Genomic DNA, 22,783 nt, shown 5'->3' on the forward strand with positions numbered 1-22,783 from the left:
TCCCTATCTATTAACCCAATATATAGCAGAGTGCGTCCGCCGCACTCTGCTTTTTTTGATCATACAAAACCCACATTGCTCATTATACACTTACAAAGGCTTACTATTAGTAAGGATTTAAGACGCTAACATGGTTATTGCACAGTCGTGATTCATAAAATCGGTCACACCACTTGCTGATAGCTTACTAATCACTCACTAATAATAAGGTAAAACCATGAAAACCATCCAACAACTATTCGACTTTCATCATAAAACCATCATTATCAGTGGTGCAGCAGGCGCTATTGGTAGCGAGGCGGCACGGTTTTTAAGCTCATTAGGAGGCAACATTGTCCTCGCTGATTTAAATGAAGATAAAGTGAAGAAAATTGCCGCTGATATCGAAAAAGAAACAGGCAATGCAACCTTAGGCCTGAAAACCGACTTTACTGATGAGACGCAAATTGCAGCCTTGGTCGATGCAACTATTGCAAAATTCGGCAAGATTTCTGCAGTAGTCAACAACGTCGGTTGGGGTGCGAATACGCCTTTGTGGGAATCTACCACCGAAAAAATGGTCAATGCGTATAAGCTCAACACCTTGGGATCTTATCATTTGACTCGTTTATGTATGCCGTATTTAAAACAAGAAGAAAACGCCTCTGTGGTATTTTCTGGATCCATGGTTGGTAATACACCATCGCCAGAATTTATCGAATACAGCACAGCTAAAGCGGGCTTGCTAAATATGGTAAAAAGTATGGCAGTCGCATCAGGTCCTGAAGTGCGCTTTAATTCATTAATCATCGGTACAGTAGATAATGGTGCTTCCTCTGAAGAAGCCGGTTATACCCAAGAGATGATCGATAATGTGGTCAAAGGTATCGTCCTAAAACGACGTGGCCTGCCAGCAGATATTGCTCAAGCGATGGCATTTTTATTAAGTGATGCAGCGTCTTGGATTACTGGTGCTGAACTGACAGTCAATGGTGGCGGTGTTTACAAAAGCAAAATGCCAACCTCATAAACTTAGCCATCATTTTAATCATAAATTTATAAACGATACATAATAGGGCATGTTGAACATTGACCATACTGGGTAGGATTTTATCTACTCAGTATTTTTTATGCATAAACCTATTTTGGACTTGGAAAATAAACCATGACAACAACATTAAACGCAAAATTGCTAAAAGGCGCTATGCTTACTGGCGTAATCAATGCTTTCATTAACGGCGGCATACAATATTTCTTCTTAAAAACATACTCATCAATCGCAATATCTGTTGACTCTATTACCAATAATGAAGACACAGTGCTCGGTACCTCCGTTACCTTATCGATTACGTTAGCCATGATTTTAACTATGGTGGCTTATTTTGGTATCAAAGAAAAAAAAGTAGCCTTCTTTCCAACCGCTTTTTGGCTGACGATAAAGCATGGATTTTTCACCTTTGGGGTATTGACCTCTCTTGCTGTACTATGGCAAAAATACGCAGGTACGGTCGAAGTATCTTTGATTTCAGCTTTAATTATTATCGGTGTTATTGCAGGTATCGTCTCAGGTATGGTGAATTATCTAACCCTACGTGAATGCACATTATCAGAAAGACATAAATTATATGCCGCATAAATATCTTAGTTTATAAAGCATCAAGGTCAGCTCCATGATCGTGAACGAATAATCTTGGGCTAGCCCTTTTATTTTGATGAGCGCTTTGCTTGTGTTTGCTTTGAAATCGAGTCATCATCAAGCCATCAAATATTGAGTAACGGTGTGGTAGCGCTATGTCTGATATCAGCGGGTTTGTATTGCTTGTTTGTCTAGTAGTGATTATCGTTTTTTACAATAAACTAAAGCGACGCGTTGATCAGCTTCAACGAGACATCACGCAACTGCAAGATGAGTTACAAGCGCAGCAACACCGTGTCAGCTCTATGAATAATAACGCCGATAATGACATTGACGTTCATACTGAACCAATGACTCAAACGCTAGCTGAGACTCACTCGCCCCAACCTATTATTGAGGAGCTATTTGACTCAGCACCTCCTTTACCTACTGCTACGATTCACCCGAAACCAGCCCCTTCTCCAAAAAAGTCATCGCCCATAGAGCCGGATGAGCGCTCACTGCCTATCGTCACTTCATTAATTCACTCTATCAAAAACTGGTTTTTTGGCGGTAATCTAGTCGTGCGCGTTGGCGTGATCGTCTTACTTATCGGTGTGGTGCTACTACTTCGCTTGTTAAGCGACTATATCGAAGTGTCGATAGCGTCCAAGCTTTTAGCGATAGGCATCCTCGGTTTAGGTCTGGCAGCATTAGGTCTAAAATTGGCAAAAAATCGCTTTGCTTATGGCATCACTCTACAAGGCGCAGGCTTAGCGATTGCGTATTTAACGACCTTTTTTGCCTATAGCGTTTACCAAGTCTTGCCTAGTCTACCGAGCTTTATTGGGCTTGGGCTATTATCTGCGATTACCATTGCTCTCGCCGTGCGTCAAAACGCTTTTCCACTGGCTTTGTTGGCATTATCGGGTGGGTTTTTTGCGCCTATTTTGACCAGTGAAGACACGGGCAGTTTGGTGGTATTGTTTAGTTACTATCTACTATTGAACGTGACGATTGCGATTATCGCGCATTACCGCCCATGGAAAATACTGAATTTATTCGGTGTCACTGTGACCTTTGGATTGGCTTACTACTGGGGCATCAGTGAAAATTTGAGCACGGTCATTGAGGCGCAGCGCTGGTCTTTAGTCTTACTGATCACCTTACACTTACTGCTATATCTGTTTGTCGTCATTCGCTACGCCCAACAAATCATTGTCTACAATACTCTTAATGAAACAGACATCATCCAGACAGATAACGTAAAGCATTTAGATAGCGTTCATGCAAGAAATAGTAGCTATGTATTCCCTATTGATACTGGCTTACTGTTTTCAGTGCCGATATTAGCCTTTGGTTTATTTGCGGCATTATTAGATGACATTCCTAACGCCTTAACCATCGCGAGTGCTATTTTAGCCACTGTTTATTTAGGACTCGGCTGGTTGTTTGTGCAGCGTAGCCAACGTTATGCCTTAATCACCGAAGGCATGCTGGCTTTAGGATTTGGTTTTTTGGCGCTGGTAATCCCTTTAGCATTAGATGCTGAATGGATTGCTTTTGGCTGGTCAGTACAAGGACTGGCGCTGGTGTGGTTTGGACGGCGTTCATTGCGAGCGTGGTCAGTGCTATTTGGTTTGTTATTGCAGCTAATCAGTATCAGCATGCTGATGGTAAAAGTGGTCTTCGCCATTCAAGATTATCCGACATTGGCCTTAACCATTTCGGCTATCAGCTATCTAGCTACTGTATTTATCTTACGCAAGAACAACTCGCCAACTACGTTGAATGATAGCAGCGACATCTTGGATAACGACTTAAATAGCAGCTTAAACAATAATTTAAACAATGGCTTAGCATTCTCCCAAGAGCAAAACGCCACGCCAGATGCGATAGCAACCTATGCCGACGCATTAGGTATTAGCACCCAAGCCGCACAGCAATGGCTAACCTCAATCAACAGCAAAAGCACCGTGTTTAATCTTGTTTGGCGCAGTCCTATACTCATAAGGTTTTTGACCTTTACAGCTATAGCGTGGCTACTACAAGTGCTTTTGCTTGATTTTAACCAGTGGTTTGTCAGTTGGACACTGGCAACGACGACCATGATTGCACTCGCAGCTCTAATCAGCCTTGCCATATATTGGACAATCAATCGTTATCACTCGTGGATAGAAATCAGACAACTTAGCCATGGCTTATCGATCGTCTTTTATCTCATGCTCGTCCTACAGTTACCGCAAAAATTCGAGTTTCATTTAATATGGCAGAGAGCAGATTGGCTACTATTGACTGGTTTAATCGTTGGTTGGTTGATTATCGGACAATCGTGGTTAAAGACGTGGTACGACCATTCCGAGTTGTCACGCTATGATGGCGCAAGCTGGCTGGGAGCTAGCATTCTAATCATTGCTGCCGCCGCCCACTATGGACTCGCAGATTCCGCTGGCGTGATGGCTGTATTGATGCCAGCCATTTTAATATTGGCTGGATTATGGTGCTGTCATCGTTATGCCAGCTATCGTAAGCAAAATAAGCGCACGAATCAGGTATTAAAACAAAGCCCACTGTACTGGTTTGATTGGCAACAAGCGCTATTGAGCTGCGCGGCTATCTTTGCGCCCATTGCTTTAAGTTGGGTCATCATGACCAACTGGTCATATGATGGTGTAATTTGGGAACTGTCATATTTTCCGCTATTGAATTTATACGACATTACCTCATTGCTGACGCTATTGGTTGGTTTTAGTCTATATTACATGAGCCAACATCGCCGCGATGAGAGTCTTATCGAATCAAGTGCAGCCCCCCAAACTAAGCGTATATTCACTACTGATAATTTACTGATTATATTAGGGCTTATCAGCTTTTGGCTGATTTCCAGTATGTTGGTCAGAACCCTACATACCTTTATCGGTACACCGCTGTGGGACAGCGCTCAGGGCGGCGCATGGAATAGCGAGCAAGTGCAGACAGGATTGACTATTTTATGGACGCTCTTGGCTTTAGCCGCCACCATCGTCGCCAGTCGCTATTGGCAGCGGACGCTTTGGTTTATGGGCATCGGGCTATTAGGTATCGTCGTGCTCAAACTGGTATTGGTTGATTTGTCACAGACCGAAGCGATTTGGCGAGTGATATCTTTCCTTGGCGCAGGCAGCTTAATACTATTAATTGGTTATCTTGCACCGTTACCTCCTACCCGCGATGAAATAGAAAATCCAGCTCAAGAGTAACCGCGCATCTGGTTGGGCGAAATTGTAGCGTGAGCAAGGTGGTTCTGTAGTAAACTGGACACCATGAAAAGTAAATGACGATCGTCTTACTTTGCGCATTTTTTATAAAAGGTTATGAAAGCAGATGGATAAGAGAGCAAGTATTCAGTGGTTCCCTGGGCACATGAACAAAGCCCGTAACGAAATCAAAGAAATCATGCCACAGATGGATTTGGTAATCGAGGTGATCGATGCGCGTATCCCATATAGTAGTGAAAACCCAATGGTCGCGGCATTGCGCGGCGAAAAACCCGTCATCAAAATCCTGAACAAAGCCGACCTTGCTGATCCTGAATTGACCCAAGCTTGGATGGACTATCTTGAGCAGCAAAGCGGTGTGAAAGCCATTGCTTGCGATACTGAAAAAGCCAATGATGTCAAACGTATCATCGCCATCTGTAAACAACTTGTGCCCAATAAAGTCGGTACGGGTCGCCAAATCAAAGCCATGATTATGGGAATTCCAAACGTTGGTAAGTCGACGTTGATTAACACTTTAGCAGGGCGCGCGGTTGCTAGAACTGGCGATGAGCCAGCGGTCACCAAGTCGCAGCAATTGATTAAACTTGACGATGACATCATGCTTTATGACACGCCCGGTATGTTATGGCCAAAAGTCGAAAACGAAAACTCTGGCTATCGTTTGGCAGCGACGGGCGGTATTCGTGATACCGCTTTTGATTTCGCTGATGTTGCCAGCTATACCGCTGAATACTTGATGCAAGCCTATCCTGAGCTGCTAAAAACTCGCTATAAAATTGAAGCGCTACCAAAGACTGATTGGGAGTTTTTTGAAGTCGCTGGACGCAATCGCGGCTGTGTACGTTCGGGCAATCAAGTCGATACGTACCGCATGTCTGAGATTTTGATCAACGAGTTACGTAGCGCTAAGCTTGGGCGTATTACGCTTGAGACGCCAGCCATGTCTGAAGCTGAAGAACTCGTCGTCGCTGAGCAACGCTTAGCAGCAGAAGAAAAAAGAATCGCCAAAGAAGAAGAAAAGCGCTTACGTCGTTTGAAAACGCGGAAGAATCGAAAGTAAATCGATAACCCTTTTTGTCTATAATGTTAGCTGCATAAAATTATTTTAGCGCTCATGCAAAAAAAGCCCCTAAGGGCTTTTTTTATGTCTACTGTTAGCGATATCGAAGTTTTTCGATGATATCTAAATCATTTAGCGATATCTAAGTCATCAACTACTTCTGTTTAGGCATGACTTTTTCGATAGCTTTCAACGCACAAGCTTCATCTTGTACTGCACCGCCTGCGCCGCCCGCTGCAATAGCGCCGATCACATCATTGCCAAATTTTAACGGCACACCGCCGCCAATCAGCAGTAAATCATTTACCGTATTCAGGTTATTTGAGTCTGGATTAGCGCGAGCATTATCTGCCAACGTACGTGAAGGCGTTTTGGTAGATAATGCCGTAAATGCCTTGCGAACAGCAGCATCAGTATTGTGCGGACCAACGTTATCATCGCGTTGTAGTGCGATTAAATTACCAGCACGATCAACAACCGCGACCACGGCAGATTTGCCCTCTGCGTGACAGGCTGCCATGGTGGCATCGATTAATTCATTGGCCAACTCTAAAGAAACATTAGGCTGTTGTAATACTAGATTTGGTTTGGCGGCCAAAACGTTGGCTGAACAGCCAATGACTGCTAGCGCCAATATTGCTTTAGATAAGTAGTTCGACATTAACTTCATAAAGAGTCCTAAATATTACTCATACATGTGAGCGTTTGTTTGAAATGATGCTTAGTGAGCTTTAATAAGCGTATTTGATGAAACCAGACAATGAGTTATCGTTAACTCAAAGGTGCTCTTGCGACCCTAGCGAGAATAAGAGTCATAATCTTGCAAAAAGCACAACAATGATAAGTTAATTTTTCTACAAAATTCACTTAATTTTGTAAGATTTACTTTATAAATTTGCAACTCTATATTAAGATTTCTGTTACATACTCTGTTTTTTAACACTCATACTCAAAAGACGCTTACATCGTGGTAATCTCAAACAGCGCACGACAGCAATATCAACTTACTTCTCTCAAAAATCGGTTATAATTCATACACTAATATGCCACAAATTGATGATATGACTCAGCTTACCCCCACTGCAAACCTCACAACGATAGAAAACACTTTTACTCAATACTCTACTTCTCTCGATTCGTTCGCCCCGCGCCTACTCGATTGGTTCGCCGAAAACGGTCGCCATGACCTACCTTGGCAACAGCACCAAACCGACGCGCCCAATCCTTATATCGTCTGGCTATCCGAAGTCATGCTCCAGCAAACGCAAGTAACGACGGTACTGCCCTACTTTGCCCGTTTTATGGCGTCGTTTCCAACGGTACAAGATTTAGCCGCCGCAAAATGGGATAAGGTTGCGGAGCATTGGGCGGGACTTGGTTATTATGCGCGTGCGCGTAATTTGCATAAAGGCGCGAAACAACTGGTCGAAGTCATTGATGAGACGGGCGACTTTCCGCAGACGCTAGCAGGGTGGGAAGCCATATCTGGTGTCGGGCCATCGACCGCTGGCGCGATTATGGCGATGGGCTTACATCGTTATGGCGTCATTTGTGATGGTAATGTCAAACGTGTCTTGACGCGTTGGGCAGCGATTGACGGTGATATCACCAAATCTGCCACCACCAAAGAGCTATGGGCATTGGCAGAGCGTTTGACCCCAATAGAGAATTCAGGGTTATTCGCGCAAGCGATGATGGATATGGGCGCGACGTTATGCACGCGTAGCAAACCTGCCTGCCTATTATGTCCCCTTCAAGAGGACTGCCTAGCGCACGAGCAAGGACGCGAAACAGATTATCCAGTCAAAGCAAAAAAGCAGCCCAAACCCAGCAAGTTTAGCAATGCGTTATTGATTGAAGATATTGATGGCAAAATACTGTGGCTACAACGTCCTGACAATGGCATTTGGGGCGGACTGTGGAGTTTACCTTTACAGTTTGTAGAAAAAATCGCAGGCAAAATGAATACTAAAACTGCTGCAGAAAAAACGACTGAAATTGACGATACATCATTAAAAGTGACCAGTAATGAAAAAGTATACGAAGCAGAATTTACCACTGCCGAGCAAATTATCAATGAGTGGTTAGATAAGCATAAATTGACAGCAAAAGCAGTCAGTAAAACTTTATTAGACGATGCTCCTATTAAACATTCACTGACCCATTTTCATTGGTATTTGACACCGCAATCGCTGATTTTAAATGCTGAGCAAATTACCGAAATAACCGAAGCTTTAGAAGCAGCACAAATTAATATTAATTGGCTAAATGCTGTTGATGCTCAGGCAACGCTTGGATTGCCACGAGCAATGGTTAAAATTTTAGAATAAAAAAAGCGACTCATTATCAATAGTGAGTCGCTTTTTCTTTAGCCATTGTAGTACGGTTAGTGCTAAGACTTTGGCACACGTAAACGCATCAGGCCTTCTTGTTGTACCGTAGCAACCAGCTTACCATCTTGCCAAAACTGCCCATGGTTTAAGCCCTTGGCATTAGACGTGGTATCACTCCACATGTCATATAACATCCAACCGTTTAGATCAAAATTACGATGAAAATGCATCGAGTGGTCGATACTGGCCGCTTGCAAGCCGCTGGTCATAAAGCTAACACCATGTGACATCAGCCCTGTACCAACCAGATAAAAATCGGACGAAAATGCCAATAGCGCTTGTTGAATCGCAACAGGTTGATTGCCCAATTCGCGGATACGCAACCAGTTCGCCTGCTTCGGTTTCATTGGCTCTGGATGAATCGGATCACGCGGTTTAACGGGTTTAATTTCGACATGACGACGCCGCATAAAACGGGCTTTGAGTGCGTCTGGGACTTTTCCGACATACTCTTCTTTTAGGTCCTGCTCAGCCAGTAAATCCTCTGGTGGCGGATAGACAGGCATATCCTCTTGATACTCTAAACCCTCTTCCATCGGCGAAAACGAAGCTATCATTGAAAATATTACTTGCTCAATAGGCGCTTTACCACGCACTTCTTTATACTGAATCGCCGTCACTTCACGCGCAGACAGACTACGACCATCACGCAAGCGGCGCACCTGATAAATCACTGGCTGCGTGATATCACCACCGCGCAAAAAATAGCCGTGCAGTGAATGACAGGGCTTGTCTTTATCTAATGTATGCGCCGCCGCCATGATGGCTTGGGCGAGCACTTGTCCACCAAAAATACGACTGCCAACATAGTCATGGCTCTTACCCTCAAAGACATCGGGGGTCACTTCAATAAGCGCTACAGTAGCTAGCAGCTCATCAATCAATTGCGAATAATCGGACATGACGATAGGTTTCCTTATTTTTATCAAAAACGCTAAGCATCTGAAAATACGCACCTAAAGATATCGATATGATATCGCGAAAGACAAAAGACACTTTGCATTTGAATGTAAAATAATATGAAATCACTTGCTGAAAATGCACAAGAGAGATTTAACACGAAAATTTTAGCGCAAAAAACACGGTCATAGCAGCGCTATCACCAGCATTTATTATATCGTTGTTTCAACTTAAAAGAAGTACAAAGCCATCGAGTACAAAGGTATATATGATACTTCACACGAGACGCGGTCACCCTTTTATAGCAAACGGGCTATAAATCGAAAAGATAAACATCTTACCCAATATCGATGGCTTTGACTAGAGAGCGACGCTCACTTGGCAATATCATGTTAATATTTTTGCTTAACATGCCTTAGGGCGCGTCCTAATATAAACGATATTAATCATAAAAAAACGAGATGTTTAATAGCATCTCGTTCTTTTGATCATTTACATTTATGGCTTCACTGCCACTAACACACGGATAGAGTCTGGGACTAATAATAGACTCCCTAGTGCTTGCTCACCTTGGGCTTTTAGCTGCTCCAAGCGCTCAATTTCGGCAGGGCGTACGTTAGGATTAATCGTTTGTAGATGCTTAAGACGCTTGATTTCACGTGACCACTGCTGGCTAAAACGGGCACTGGCTTGTTCACCAATCTCAGCAAGCTGCTGACGGGCAATCTCTTCCGCTTCATAATAACGCTGCTCAATCACATCACCGCGTACTTTAATGACTTGGCGAGCACGGTTTTTATCCAGACGCTCAATATGCGGCATAATCATCTCCGCACTGATACGCGAGGACAAATCACTGCCTTGCTCACTGATAAACACGCGGATATTTTGCGTGGTCAGCGTCGCGGGTAAATTGAGCAACCTTGGCGCAATGGCTTCAACGCGGAAATTCACTTCGAGCAGTACCATACCTTGTGGTACAGCAGAACTTTTTAGCATTGCCACCGTGGTATTACCAAAGGTGCTGGTACTCGCCAACTCATAAATCGCGCGCATCAATGGATGTTCGTGAGTGATAAACTCGATATCTTCACGCTGTAGTGCTTGCTCACGCTCGAATGTCAACGTCATACCGTCTTCGTCACCGAGTGGCAGACCATCGATATAATCACTAATTTCAGTGCTGTCGATCGGAGCAATTACCCACGAGCCATCGCGCTGGATATTGTGATCGATATTGGCTGAGGCAAAAAAGCGCTCAATAAACTGCGGCAATAGATTATGACCATCAAAATCGCGCATGGCGTCAGCGATACGTTTGGCAACACGTGGGCGACACGAGTTGTATTCTAATAGGCGATCACGACCCGCTTGTAGCTGTGCCTCTAACCCCAAGCGCGTCTGTTTCGCTTCTTCAATGATATCTTGTAGTATCGCACGGTTCTCGTCAGTATCCGCGCCTTCAAGCATGGGTTTTAGCTCTTGAATATACTGCTCTTGCACGCTCTGCGCCGTTGGAGAGATTTGATTAAACATATTCAGCGCGTCGTGATACCAATGATACAGTCGCTCTTGCGCTGTGCCCTGTACATAAGGCACGTGCAGCATAATTTGCTGCGTTTGTCCGATGCGATCTAGGCGACCAATACGCTGCTCTAAGGTATCTGGATTGGCTGGCAAATCCCACAATATCAGCTGGCTGGCAAACTGGAAGTTACGACCTTCCGAGCCAATCTCCGAGCACAACAATATCTGCGCGCCTTCGCTATCGGCAAAGAACGCTGCTGCTTGGTCACGCTCAAGCAAGGTCATCTGCTCAGTAAAGATAGCGGTTTTAATACCGGCATGCAGACGTAATACCGCCTCCAAGCTCTCAACCGTCGCGCCACTACGGGCAATCAACAGCACTTTTTTGTGCTTAAGCTCGCCGCGCAAAATATCAATCAACCAAGGCACACGTGGGTCATCTTCTAGCCAGCCACCATCAGGTTGGTTTTCTTCGCCCCATAGCTGCTCACGCAATTTACCATTGGTTTGATAGCTGTCTTTCCATGCTGCAGGTAATGCCAGTGGGTACGGCTGGCTGCTACGACCATAAAACCCTTTCACACTTTCACGGGTATTACGGAATAGAATACGACCTGTACCATGACGATCTAATAGCTCGTTGAGCGCATAGGTGCGCAATTTTTCGTCATCATTAATCGTTGCCAACTCATCAAGACTGATGTCTAACAAGCTGCTTAAAGCGGCAATTTGACTGTCGCTTAATGGCTTATCCTCTATCAATACACCAGCAACGGCAGCCGTTTCAGCAAAGGCTTCTTGACCATTGATAAACTCATCCAAATCATCAAAGCGATCTGGATCAAGCAAACGCAAACGAGCAAAGTGACTTTGTGCGCCAAGCTGTTCTGGCGTTGCTGTCAATAGCATGACCCCTGGCGTTTCTTCGGCAAAGTCAGCAATCAAGTCATATTTATCATTGCCGCCTTGTGCCTCATCCCAATGCAGGTGATGCGCCTCATCGACCACCAATAAATCAAACCCTGCATCCATCGCTTGGTCGTACAAATCAGGGTGATCGAGTAATAAATCCATACCCGCAATGATACATTGCTCAGTGGCAAAGACGTTTTGCTCAGGATCATGTTCTTTAATGGCTGCTGCACGTACCAAATCAAATAAGGCAAAATTTAGATTAAAACGACGACGCAGCTCAATCATCCACTGATATTGCAAACTATCTGGTACAAGAATGAGCACACGCTCAGCTTTGCCTGTTAACAGCTGTTGATGAATAATCAAACCTGCTTCGATGGTTTTGCCCAAACCAACTTCGTCAGCAAGCAACACACGCGGTGCGATACGTTTGCCAACTTCATGAGCGATATAGAGCTGATGTTCAATGATGTCGACACGCGCACCCATCAAACCTTTCAGCGGATGACCCGCTAGCGCCGACTGCATACGCAAGATATCTTGACGCAGCTCATACCAATCACCACGCTCAATCCGACCAGCCAGCAGACGCTCAAGCGGCTTAGCAAGCGTGATATTGGCAGCCAGACGGGTTTCCATAATGCCTCGTTCATGCTCATCGACACTGTATTTGAGTACACCCATCACTTCTTCGACCGCGGTTACGGTATAGCTCTTACCCGCTTGATCAGAAATACTATCGCCGACTTTAAACACCACGCGTGATAATGGCGCGGAGTTTTTGGCGTAGACGCGCGTCTCTTCACTTTGTGGAAATAGAATGTGCACACATCGGTCATCTACATCGATGACCACACCCAAGCCCAGCTCGGACTCCGTATCAGATAAATAACGTTGACCAACGGCAAATTCAGTATTGTGCAATGAAGCGATAGAGATAGTCATAGGGCGATGTCTTTTGTACTCAGATAATAGGAAAAAATAGATAGCTCATAATGAGAGTTGCTAGCGTGAATCACTAGCGCGATGTCATTACTTAATAGTCTGAGAGGTCACCGGCCATACCGGCAGCGTCAGCTCATTAGCTAGGTCGCAAGATAAAGCCGACCATTATATAACGTTAGCAGCTAGATGAGTGCGCTAAGTTGACTTTTCAAGAGCAGATTATTGCAAGATTATATCAACGCCAAGCATAAGTTGGTCATATAAAACAATAAGATAACGACTCGCAAGTAAAGGAAAAATATTGTCATTATAAAATTGATTCTGTATTGTTAAGAAATGCAATAGAACATTTCTTCTTTCTTACCTGAATTATTCAAACGCACGTCTATACATACTCTTTTGCCACCTGATATTCATGATTAATTATCCTTAAGGATTTATGGGCACAGTATGGCCTTTCATAGTCCTTTAAGTTATAAGAACATAAATAGTTAAGTCGTTTAAGTTATAAGAGTAAAGTTATAGTTTTAATTTTTTGCCATTATGTACAGACCATTTTAATTAAGATTACGCATTACCACCTAATTGATTGCCATCAATACCTAGCATTGGCACTCTTCTTCGTGGTCACTATTATCCAAGGACTATCACCATCATGAGTGCCTCCAAAAAAGTTGGCTTTTTTAATCAAGTCAGTACCCAAGTAACCACTATTTTATTTATTGCTTTTGCGGTCGTACTGGCGGTCGTCGTTTATGTTGTTGATAAAGAGGGCTATGAGAAAATCCGCCTTGAATCTGCAAAATTGGTGGCTGAGCGTGGCAATACCGCGGTAAATAGTATTTCAGCCGATATCAATCGGGTAATGCGTAGTGCCTTACTACTACAGCAAAGCGCGCAAACCTTGCCCACAGAAGAGGCGATTTTACAAACCAGTACTGCCAATGCCTTTGATAAGCGTGATTATAACTTACTGGGTAGTGGTGGCATTTGGCCTGAAAAAGGGGCACTTGGGGCAAATACCGCGACCCATCCATTTTTGATGGTGCGTCAAAACGGCGATTATCAAGCGGTGTTGAGCGATCCAAATCCTACCAACCCTTATTATCAAGAAGATTGGTTTAGCGTCTTAAAGTTGCTCAAACCTGAGAGCTGTATTTGGAACCATGTGCGCGCTAGCCAAACCAAAGGCGAGCTTGCGATGAGTTGCGGTGTGGCAATCGAGCGTGACAATCAGTTTTGGGGTGCCAGTACGGTTAACTTTACGCTGAATCAGCTACAAGAGAACATCGTCAAGTTAAGCGAAAGCTCAGGCTCAGGCTACATTCTACTCTTGGATAATAGTGATAAGGTGATCGCCTCCTCTAACCCTGAACGCTTAAGCTATATTGACGAGAAAACGGGTACGCCACTTGATATCAAACAAGTCATCAACTCAGACCCTGCTTGGCAACCCGTGCTTGATTTCTTAGATGTCCAACGTAATGAGATCATCGAACAAGTCGCCGCTAGCGTCTCACCACAAGTTCAGCAGGTACTGACCACGCTTGATAAAGCTGAGACTGGTACGGCAAAAGGTTATTATCTTGTTAACTACGCTGCTTACCTAAATAATGGTGAAAACAAGCAAAACGCCATGGACAGCCGCTTATTACAGAGCTTTGAGTTGACAAAAGACAGTTACTACAACGGCAGTCAAGCCTATGTCTTTGAGATTCCTGAGACTTATTGGAAGCTGATCGTTGTCCAACCTGATGCTGAAATTAACGCCATTGCAGATAATCTCAGCGAAAACTTGGTTAACTGGATTGCATTGGCGCTACTTATCACAGCGGGCGTGATTTACTTCATGCTGACATTTTTGGCATTCAAACCACTGAAAGAAACCACTGATAAAATCTCTGAAGCGGAAAACTTAATTAACAATAAGCAATACAATAAGCTGAGCGAGGTTAAATTCGCAGAAGGTCGCAACGAGATTGGACTGGTGAACGGCTCTATTAATGACCTACTAGACCGAATCCAGTCTAACGAAGGTAAGCTTGCCAACATTAACCAACAGCTAGAGATTAAAGTCGAAGAACGTACCGCTGAGCTACAAGAGACGCTAAAAGAGCTGAAAAACTCGCAGCTACAATTGATTCGTTCAGAAAAAATGGCAACGTTGGGACAAATGGTGGCAGGCGTTGCTCATGAAGTGAACACACCTTTATCATACGTGCAAAACAACCTTGAAATTATTGGTCAGTTGACGGAGCAATACGAAGAGCTGATTGAATTGGTACAAGGATTAAAAAGCGTTAAAACTGACGCGGCGACTGATGGAAAAATTGACAAGCTATTGGCGGATATTATCCGTGCTTCTGATGAAATCCAAGAAGATGACCTATCAGCTGAATTAAAAGAGCTGATTAAAGATTCGTTATTTGGCGTCGAGCAAATCACTGAAATGGTACTAAATCTACGTAACTTTGCCCGTCTTGATGAGTCAAAAGTGAAAACCATCGATGTGCGCGAATGTATCGAAGCCTCGCTTAAAATCGCTGGCAACTCCATTAGACATCAAGAGATTGTGACTGATTTTGCGCCCACGCCTGAAGTGAAATGCTCACCGTCGCAAATCAACCAAGTCTTGGTCAATCTACTGAACAATGCCGCGCAAGCCATGGGAGAAAAACCTGATGGCAAGATCGAAGTACGCACCCGTGCCGATGATCACCATGTTTATATTGATGTCATCGACAACGGTAAAGGCATGAGTCCAGAAGTTCTCAATCAAATCTTTGAGCCGTTCTTTACGACCAAAGGCGCAGGCGAAGGCACTGGTCTTGGTATGGCAATCAGCCAGCAAATTATGGAGCAACATAATGGCGATATCAAAGTCGTATCGACCGAAGGCGTTGGCACCACATTTACGTTAATACTGCCGATTAATAATAATTTAACAGAGCAAAACCTAGTCGCGTAAGCGCTGGGTCAGCTACCCTGTTACGTAGAACATATTTAGATATTTAACGACTATTATTCATCATCATAAGGAACTCATCATGAATGAATTAGAAAATGACTTAACCACAGTTGAAACCAGCGCTGAGTCAAAGCCGAAGTTGGCATTTATCGACGACGAACAACGCATTTTACGGTCTATGAAACTGCTGTTTCGTAAGACCCATGACGTGTTTATCACCACCGACCCGACTGAGTATATTGACTATATCAAGAACAACCATGTACACGTGGCGGTCAGTGACCAGCGGATGCCTGAGCGAGTCGGTGTGGATATCTTACGCGAAGTAAAAGATGTCTCACCGTCTACCATGCGTATCTTATTGACGGGCTATGCCGATTTAAACGCCATTATTGGCTCTATTAACGATGGTGAGATTTATCGTTATTTGACTAAGCCTTGTAAATCTGAAGAGCTGATCACCGTGGTCGGACGCGCTACCGAAATCGCCTTGACCTATAATCCAGACGAAGATGCCGATCAATTCGACAGTTCAGGTAATAAGCAAACGCTGCTAGTGATCGATGAAACCAATGAGTTGATTGAGCAAATACGTAAGCAATTTTCTCACAGTTATAAAGTACTGCATGCTGAGAGTTTAGAAGAAGCGTACGATTATTTGGCGAATGAAGATATCGGTGTTTGTATCACCGATATCAATGTCAGCGGTGAGAATATCGCGCCGATTATCTTTACCTTAAAACAAGATGCGCCGCATTTGGTGGTTTTGGTACAGACTGAATTTCAAGATGCTGGCTTGCTGATTGATTTGATTAATAAAGGTCAGGTTTATCGCTGCTTGCCGAAACCGATGCGCGCCAGCCTGCTTGAGATTAGCGTCAACCGTGCGTTTCAGCATCATGCGAAGCTAAAAGCCAGCCCTGACTTGGTCAAACGCTATGAAGTCGAGCATGACCCTGAAAACGACGTTCGTATTGATTTAAGCAGTCGCGTACGTAGCCTTATTGGCAAATTGCGTAAACGCTTTTCTTTATAAGTGCATAAGACTAAATAAGCACAAAAGACTACTATCTCAATAAACAAAACCTCTATTTCAATATTGAAGTAGAGGTTTTTGCTTTGGACTTTTTTGATGGATTTTTTGACGTGCTTTTTGACTAAAATCACCAACGTGCTACATTAAGTCTATAACTATTAAAAGCATTTTAAAATAACTATTTAATAAGGAATAACCATGCGCGCGGTTTTTTTAGATAAAGGCACTTTTTCTGATGGCATCGACTTACCAGCCCCAGCAGGCATCAGCGACTACCTCACTTATGATGATACCCCAAAAGATGCTGCTGTTATCGTAGAGCGCTGCAAAGACGCCGACATCATTATCACCAATAAAGTGCAAATCAGCGCTGAAGTGATAAGCAAATTGCCCAAGCTCAAGCTTATTCAACTGACCGCTACTGGTATGAACAACGTCGATCAAGACGCTTGTGTTGAGCACCATGTGGCGCTTTATAATGTCGCAGGTTATGCAGTCAAAAGTGTGCCCGAACATACCTTTATGCTCATGCTCAACGCCATGCGCGCGGGTATTTATTATCATCAAAAAGTCGCTGATGGCACATGGCAAGCAAACGGTAATTTTTGCCTACTGGATATTCCGCTGATAGATTTGGAAGATAAAACGCTAGGTATTATTGGGGTCGGTACCATCGGCAAACGCGTGACCGATATTGCGCGCGCTTTTGGAATGACAGTATTGTGGGCGGAGCAGCAAGGACGCGCACCGCGCAATGACGACTATACCGCGTTTGACGACGTACTGGCACAGTCTGATGTACTGAGCCTGCATTGCCCATTAAACGAGAAAACTCAGCACCTGATTAATGCAGATACTTTAACAAAAATGGTCAAACAGCCGCTCATCGTCAATGTCGCTCGTGGTGGCATCGTGGATAGCCAAGCGCTGACTGATGCCATTAACAATGAGCAAATCATCGGCTACGCCAGCGACGTTTTTGAGCAAGAGCCAATCACCGCTGACGACCCTTTATTGACCATTGCCAAGCATCCCCGCGTTATATTTAGCCCGCATAATGCGTGGGGCAGCAAAAGCGCGCAAGAAACCTTGTGGCAGATCTTAAGCAAACAAGTTACTGATTTTATTAATAGCCATTAAAAAGCATTTAGCAAACGACTGTAACTAAGCGACCTTAACGACTAAAGCGTAACCAATCATCTTTTATTTTGCGATGTTTGAGCATGATGCGGTCGCTTAGATAGTTGTTTGTCACCCGCCAAGGATATATATCGCCTTGCTTGGGTAGCTCGTGTTGAGCGCGCTTGACATATCCTGAGGATAGCGCGCCCATCACCGTATCTGTCTGCTTAAGCGCTTTGGCATCTTTAGTCTGTGCTTGTGGCAATACCACTTGATAGCGATGCTGATGCATATAGCCCAGCAGTCGCATCACATACTGACACGCCAAATCGATTTTTAGCGTCCATGAGGCGTTGGTATAACCAAACAGTGCCACCATGTTTGGTATATCTTCAATCATGACCGCTTTATAAGTCATGCGCGAACCAATATCTATCGCCTGCCCGTCAATATATACTTTGGCACCGCCGAGCATTTGTAGCTTTAATCCTGTCGCTGTGACGATGATATCAGCATCGAGATGCTTGCCAGAATCAAGCATAATGCCTGTCTTGGTAAAATGGCTGATTTGATCGGTGACGACGCTGGCGCGTTTGCCATGCAATGCTTTGAATAAATCACTGTCTGGCACCGCACATATCCGCTGATCCCAAGGATTATAGTCTGGTACAAAATGCGCCACATCGATACCGCTACCCTTTAGCTCTGTTTTGACACCGCGTTTTAATAACGCTTTCATAAGCTTGGGTGCCAATATAGCCGCTCGATAAGTACCTTGTTGAATCAATACATTACGAGTACGCAGCAGCGTATAAGCTTGCTCTTTCGACAACGGTGAAAATTTACCTGCTAGCCAATCAAGCGTATAATCATCGCCCGGTACACTTGCCACATACGTGGGAGAACGCTGTAACATAGTGACGTGACGCGCGCATTGCCCACCTTTTTCATCCACCAAAGCTGGCAGCAATGTCATCGCTGTGGCACCGCTACCGATAATGACTACCTTCTTATCGTCATAATCCACATTTTGCCAATGCTGCGGATGGATGATTTCACCTTGAAAATCTGCTTCTTTATTAAAAGAAGGACGATAACCTTGCTCATAATCGTAGTAACCCGTGGCGCCAACGACAAACTTTGCCGTTACCGTAAACACCTCACCGCTGGCATGATTTTTTACCATCGCCGTCCATTGTTGATGGCTACTTGACCAAGACAGCTGCTGCACCTCGTGCTGATAGCGAATATGTTCGCTGATACCACACTCACGCGCCGTATCAGCAATATAGTTTTTAATATCACCGCCCTTTGCCAAAATCCTGTGATTTAGCCATGGTTTGAAACTGTAGCCAAACGTCAAGGCATCAGAGTCAGAGCGGATGCCTGGATAGGTAAATAAATCCCATGTACCACCCAAATCTGCTCGTTTTTCTAACACCAAAAATCGCTGTGCACTTTTCTGCTGTTGCTTTGCTGATTTGCGTTTCTGCTTACCTGGATTTTTATGACCAAACAGTCCTTTGTGTTTTTGCTGCTGCAATCGGCACGCCATACCAATACCGGCAATTCCTGCACCGATAATCAGTACTTCATAATCCACTGGTGTGTCTGAGAGTGCCGATTGAGCTTTGAAGCGTTTCTTAACTGCCTGTTTGGCTGCCGTCATATCAAGCATAATACGTTCCTTGTTTTTGCATGATGGGTTTTACAAGATTTTTTGACATAAATTCATTTAAAAAGGACTTGGGCTTTCCCAATCCATCCACGCCCCAAGCGTAGGATGCTTGAGACGCAATTGCTGGGCATGAAGATTAAGCCTTGGCGCAATCGCTAAAGCCGTACCTTCTGCATAAATAGGATCGCCAATCATCACATGACCCACATGCACCATATGGACGCGCAGCTGATGACTACGACCGGTGACAGGCTTTAGCATTACGCGCGTGACTGTCTGACCGTTGCATTGCTCATGGCTGATGACTTCATATAAAGTTAAGGCATGCTTTGACCAGCTAGGATCGACGATATGGCGCGGTTTCGTCTCTGGCTCATAGCGCACTGGTATGGATATTTCACCCGTTGCACCGACACGCTCCCACTCTCCAAAGACGCGTGCCTGATATTTTTTTTGTGGCAAACGTTCAATGAATTGCTTACTAATATGGGTTTGTGCGGCAGCATTTTTGGCAAAAATGAGCAGCCCTGAGGTATCCATATCCAGACGATGAATCAGCTTGACCGCGGGGTTGGCACGCTCAAGTCTTGCCAGCAAACTGACCTTGAGCGTTTTGCCATCGACACTCAACAGACCTACAGGCTTATCAACCACCCAAATATCATCATCTTCGTAGACAGTAATCTGTTGCGCAAATGCTTGAAAAAACTCAAGCGGATAGGCGTTTTCTTGAGCATTGAGGGCGTTGACTTCTTCAGCAGTAAAAGGCATAAAAATAGGCACTTATATAAATGGGCTTGAATGATTAATGAGCTTGCATATGAAAGCTGTCTTAAGTGGTAGATATTAGAGTATAGATATAGTGTGATAAACCGCTTATTTTTGAGCAAAAGACACAGACAGTATTATCAAGTGACAGATAAAACCATGCCTGTGTCGTTATGTGTCGATTTATTGTGCTAATCGTAATTGTTAAACAATTTAACCAGCCTGCATCTGTTAACCCCGAGCAAACATGTTAATATAATGGCACATTTTAACCACTTCTAAACGCTTCTTTGGTCACTCATCATTCTATTATGCAACAAATATATTAGTTGATGGATGGCGATAGAAATAATAAAACAAGAGAGATAAATTATGTCAGACCTTATTTTACATACTACCGATGCCGACTTTGACAAAGACGTATTGCAATCAGATGTGCCAGTATTGGTAGACTTCTGGGCAGCATGGTGTGGTCCTTGTAAAGCAATCGCCCCTATTTTAGAAGATCTAGCCACTGAGTACCAAGGCAAAGTTAAAATTGTCAAAGTTGATGTGGATAGCAACCCACAAGCGGCCAGCCGTTTTGGTATCCGTAATATCCCAACACTATTTGTCTTTAAAGATGGCGAAAAAGTTGACTCAGTGATGGGTCTACAGCCAAAAGCTGAATTGGCAAAAGTGTTAGACAAGCATCTCTAAATCGAGACTTACTCGTTTTGCATAAGCATTCTAAAGAGACAGCAACACCGTCGAAAAAGTCATTATCTAACGTAGATAGTGGCTTTTTTGCTTGTTTTTTATGCAAAAAACTCAATTAGACGACTTTTTTGGCAAAATTTATTGACAATGCTATTGTGAAGACCGTATAGTCTGCTGACAACAGAAAACTAACGGTTTTCCTAACTGTCTTATCGCTATTCTCCTCGTGTTTATCAACAAAAACACAATCGTCGTTATAAACACCATTGCTGAACGAAATGACTAAACACAATTACTGATATTGAGTTTTTGACGCAGACTCTTATGTAGACTTCTTTATCCTTATTTCTTATTACCTTGCATAAACGATTGCAATTCGTATATAAGCTGACACGTAATATCCAAACTACATAAATCCAGCTCTGTGCACGCACCCTCTATCACCATACTATCGTTGTTTTAATCACTGTCGTGACTTGTGCTGCTAATGGCATCTCTCATCTGATCAATTGCTAATGACCTATCTATGAATCTTACTGAATTAAAGAAAAAATCAATCGCTGAGCTATTGGCTATCGCCAAAGAAATGGGTCTTGATAATATGGCGCGTAGCCGTAAACAAGACATCATCTTTGCTATCCTAAAAACCCATGCGCGGAACGGTGAAGCCATTTATGGTGACGGCGTACTTGAGGTTCTTCCGGATGGTTTTGGCTTTTTACGCTCATCAGAAGGCTCATACTTAGCCGGTCCTGATGACATTTATGTCAGCCCTAGCCAAATTCGTCGCTTTAGTCTCAAGACGGGTGATAGTATCGCTGGTACGATTCGTCCACCAAAAGATTCTGAGCGTTATTTTGCGTTATTGAAAGTTGGCGAAATCAACTTTGATACCCCAGATCGCTCACGTCATAAGCTTATCTTTGAAAACCTGACACCCCTATTTCCAACTGAGCATTTAAAACTCGAGCTTGGTAACGGCACCACTGAGGATCTGACGGGTCGTATCATCGATCTAATCGCGCCGATTGGTAAAGGTCAGCGTTCTATCATTGTTGCACCGCCAAAAGCGGGTAAAACGATGCTGCTACAGACCATTGCTCAGTCGATTACTCGTAATAACCCTGAATGCTACTTAATCGTCCTATTAATTGATGAGCGTCCAGAAGAAGTCACCGAAATGGTACGTACGGTACGCGGTGAAGTGGTTGCCTCTACCTTTGATGAGCCGCCACAGCGTCATGTACAAGTTGCTGAAATGGTTATCGAAAAAGCCAAACGTTTGGTCGAGCACAAACAAGACGTGGTTATTTTACTGGATTCGATTACTCGTTTGGCGCGTGCTTATAACACGGTTATTCCATCGTCAGGTAAAGTGTTAACCGGTGGTCTAGACGCCAATGCGTTAGAGCGCCCAAAACGTTTCTTCGGTGCCGCACGTAATGTCGAAGAAGGTGGCAGTTTGACCATTATTGCCAGTGCGCTTATCGATACGGGTAGTAAAATGGACAGCGTTATCTTTGAAGAGTTCAAAGGTACTGGTAACCAAGAGATTACGCTTGAGCGCGATCTGGCTGAAAAACGTGTCTTCCCTGCGATTAATATCAAAAAATCTGGTACACGCCGTGAAGAGCGTCTGCTTGATGAAGATAAACTGCGCAAAGTTTGGATTTTACGTAAGCTGCTTCAGCCGATGGATGGCGTACAAGCTACTGAGTTCTTACTGGACCGCTTGAAAGAAGCGAAAACCAATGATGAATTCTTTGAGCAGATGAAACGTAAATCACAGAACTAATGATAGATCCGTGCTGCTTTCCCATACTCAATAAATAAGCCACTTAAGCAGAAAAGACCGCATTCGTGCGGTCTTTTCTTTTTGTATTCATTTTTTATATATTCAGGCATGTCCTGAATTTGA

General features: G+C 43.9%; 15 protein-coding genes. 10 read left to right on the top strand and 5 right to left on the bottom strand.

The annotated features are described in order from the left end of the window. The first annotated feature begins 217 nt into the window (after positions 1–217). The 4 genes from C8D84_RS10855 to ylqF all read left to right on the top strand — a co-directional run bounded on the left by C8D84_RS10855 (position 218) and on the right by ylqF (position 5,914). The gene (locus C8D84_RS10855; RefSeq protein ID WP_045445946.1) at positions 218–1,009 is read left to right on the top strand and encodes an SDR family NAD(P)-dependent oxidoreductase; all 792 of its coding nucleotides are present in this window, start codon (positions 218–220) and stop codon (positions 1,007–1,009) included. 135 nt (positions 1,010–1,144) lie between these two features. Next, complete coding sequence (locus tag C8D84_RS10860) at positions 1,145–1,615, top strand: hypothetical protein (RefSeq protein WP_055125326.1); 471 nt, start codon at positions 1,145–1,147, stop codon at positions 1,613–1,615. A gap of 155 nt (positions 1,616–1,770) precedes the next feature. After that, entirely contained in the window at positions 1,771–4,833 is a 3,063-nt protein-coding gene (locus C8D84_RS10865) for a DUF2339 domain-containing protein (RefSeq protein WP_109592100.1), read from the top strand. A gap of 124 nt (positions 4,834–4,957) precedes the next feature. Then, a complete protein-coding gene (ylqF, locus tag C8D84_RS10870) occupies positions 4,958–5,914 on the top strand; it encodes a ribosome biogenesis GTPase YlqF (protein WP_109592102.1) in 957 nt (318 codons plus the stop codon). Between the two features lie 154 nt (positions 5,915–6,068). Here ylqF and C8D84_RS10875 read toward each other — a convergent pair whose 3' ends face one another. Further along, positions 6,069–6,584 (bottom strand): GlcG/HbpS family heme-binding protein, encoded by a 516-nt coding sequence (locus tag C8D84_RS10875; protein ID WP_228244541.1) that lies wholly within the window; start codon positions 6,582–6,584, stop codon positions 6,069–6,071. A gap of 391 nt (positions 6,585–6,975) precedes the next feature. Here C8D84_RS10875 and mutY point away from each other — a divergent pair, with 391 nt between their 5' ends. Next, complete coding sequence (mutY, locus tag C8D84_RS10880) at positions 6,976–8,244, top strand: A/G-specific adenine glycosylase (protein WP_109592171.1); 1,269 nt, start codon at positions 6,976–6,978, stop codon at positions 8,242–8,244. 62 nt (positions 8,245–8,306) lie between these two features. On the opposite strand, the gene C8D84_RS10885 is transcribed toward mutY, so the two are convergent. Continuing rightward, the gene (locus C8D84_RS10885; protein ID WP_045452453.1) at positions 8,307–9,209 is read right to left on the bottom strand and encodes an acyl-CoA thioesterase; all 903 of its coding nucleotides are present in this window, start codon (positions 9,207–9,209) and stop codon (positions 8,307–8,309) included. 496 nt (positions 9,210–9,705) lie between these two features. Then, positions 9,706–12,594, bottom strand: coding sequence for an RNA polymerase-associated protein RapA (gene rapA, locus C8D84_RS10890; RefSeq protein WP_211181268.1), 2,889 nt, complete (start codon positions 12,592–12,594; stop codon positions 9,706–9,708). A 655-nt stretch (positions 12,595–13,249) separates the two neighbouring features. Here rapA and C8D84_RS10895 point away from each other — a divergent pair. The 3 genes from C8D84_RS10895 to C8D84_RS10905 all read left to right on the top strand — a co-directional run bounded on the left by C8D84_RS10895 (position 13,250) and on the right by C8D84_RS10905 (position 17,738). Continuing rightward, a complete protein-coding gene (locus C8D84_RS10895; RefSeq protein WP_109592105.1) occupies positions 13,250–15,562 on the top strand; it encodes a sensor histidine kinase in 2,313 nt (770 codons plus the stop codon). 79 nt (positions 15,563–15,641) lie between these two features. Beyond that, the gene (locus tag C8D84_RS10900) at positions 15,642–16,598 is read left to right on the top strand and encodes a response regulator (protein WP_045445938.1); all 957 of its coding nucleotides are present in this window, start codon (positions 15,642–15,644) and stop codon (positions 16,596–16,598) included. Between the two features lie 198 nt (positions 16,599–16,796). After that, positions 16,797–17,738: a D-2-hydroxyacid dehydrogenase gene (locus C8D84_RS10905; protein ID WP_109592107.1), complete on the top strand. Its 942-nt coding sequence runs from the start codon at positions 16,797–16,799 to the stop codon at positions 17,736–17,738. 34 nt (positions 17,739–17,772) lie between these two features. On the opposite strand, the gene C8D84_RS10910 is transcribed toward C8D84_RS10905, so the two are convergent. Together C8D84_RS10910 and C8D84_RS10915 are read right to left on the bottom strand one after the other, a co-directional pair. Continuing rightward, entirely contained in the window at positions 17,773–19,398 is a 1,626-nt protein-coding gene (locus C8D84_RS10910; RefSeq protein WP_109592110.1) for a flavin-containing monooxygenase, read from the bottom strand. 57 nt (positions 19,399–19,455) lie between these two features. Continuing rightward, positions 19,456–20,169 carry an RluA family pseudouridine synthase gene (locus C8D84_RS10915; RefSeq protein ID WP_055125332.1) on the bottom strand — a complete coding sequence of 238 codons (714 nt, stop codon included), beginning with the start codon at positions 20,167–20,169 and terminating at the stop codon, positions 19,456–19,458. A 369-nt stretch (positions 20,170–20,538) separates the two neighbouring features. Here C8D84_RS10915 and trxA point away from each other — a divergent pair, with 369 nt between their 5' ends. Together trxA and rho are read left to right on the top strand one after the other, a co-directional pair. Beyond that, positions 20,539–20,865: a thioredoxin gene (gene trxA, locus C8D84_RS10920; protein WP_060491956.1), complete on the top strand. Its 327-nt coding sequence runs from the start codon at positions 20,539–20,541 to the stop codon at positions 20,863–20,865. Positions 20,866–21,391: 526 nt separating this feature from the next. Next, complete coding sequence (gene rho / locus C8D84_RS10925; RefSeq protein WP_055125334.1) at positions 21,392–22,660, top strand: transcription termination factor Rho; 1,269 nt, start codon at positions 21,392–21,394, stop codon at positions 22,658–22,660. The last annotated feature ends 123 nt before the right edge of the window (positions 22,661–22,783 follow it).

Origin of the sequence: Psychrobacter immobilis, from assembly GCF_003148585.1 — a bacterium.
In the GTDB taxonomy this organism is placed as follows: domain Bacteria; phylum Pseudomonadota; class Gammaproteobacteria; order Pseudomonadales; family Moraxellaceae; genus Psychrobacter; species Psychrobacter immobilis.

Coding starts and splice junctions, on each gene's coding strand:
- C8D84_RS10855 (WP_045445946.1), top strand. CDS start 218: ATGAAAACCATCCAACAACTATTCGACTTTCATCATAAAACCATCATT.
- C8D84_RS10860 (WP_055125326.1), top strand. CDS start 1,145: ATGACAACAACATTAAACGCAAAATTGCTAAAAGGCGCTATGCTTACT.
- C8D84_RS10865 (WP_109592100.1), top strand. CDS start 1,771: ATGTCTGATATCAGCGGGTTTGTATTGCTTGTTTGTCTAGTAGTGATT.
- ylqF (WP_109592102.1), top strand. CDS start 4,958: ATGGATAAGAGAGCAAGTATTCAGTGGTTCCCTGGGCACATGAACAAA.
- C8D84_RS10875 (WP_228244541.1), bottom strand. CDS start 6,584: ATGAAGTTAATGTCGAACTACTTATCTAAAGCAATATTGGCGCTAGCA.
- mutY (WP_109592171.1), top strand. CDS start 6,976: ATGACTCAGCTTACCCCCACTGCAAACCTCACAACGATAGAAAACACT.
- C8D84_RS10885 (WP_045452453.1), bottom strand. CDS start 9,209: ATGTCCGATTATTCGCAATTGATTGATGAGCTGCTAGCTACTGTAGCG.
- rapA (WP_211181268.1), bottom strand. CDS start 12,594: ATGACTATCTCTATCGCTTCATTGCACAATACTGAATTTGCCGTTGGT.
- C8D84_RS10895 (WP_109592105.1), top strand. CDS start 13,250: ATGAGTGCCTCCAAAAAAGTTGGCTTTTTTAATCAAGTCAGTACCCAA.
- C8D84_RS10900 (WP_045445938.1), top strand. CDS start 15,642: ATGAATGAATTAGAAAATGACTTAACCACAGTTGAAACCAGCGCTGAG.
- C8D84_RS10905 (WP_109592107.1), top strand. CDS start 16,797: ATGCGCGCGGTTTTTTTAGATAAAGGCACTTTTTCTGATGGCATCGAC.
- C8D84_RS10910 (WP_109592110.1), bottom strand. CDS start 19,398: ATGCTTGATATGACGGCAGCCAAACAGGCAGTTAAGAAACGCTTCAAA.
- C8D84_RS10915 (WP_055125332.1), bottom strand. CDS start 20,169: ATGCCTTTTACTGCTGAAGAAGTCAACGCCCTCAATGCTCAAGAAAAC.
- trxA (WP_060491956.1), top strand. CDS start 20,539: ATGTCAGACCTTATTTTACATACTACCGATGCCGACTTTGACAAAGAC.
- rho (WP_055125334.1), top strand. CDS start 21,392: ATGAATCTTACTGAATTAAAGAAAAAATCAATCGCTGAGCTATTGGCT.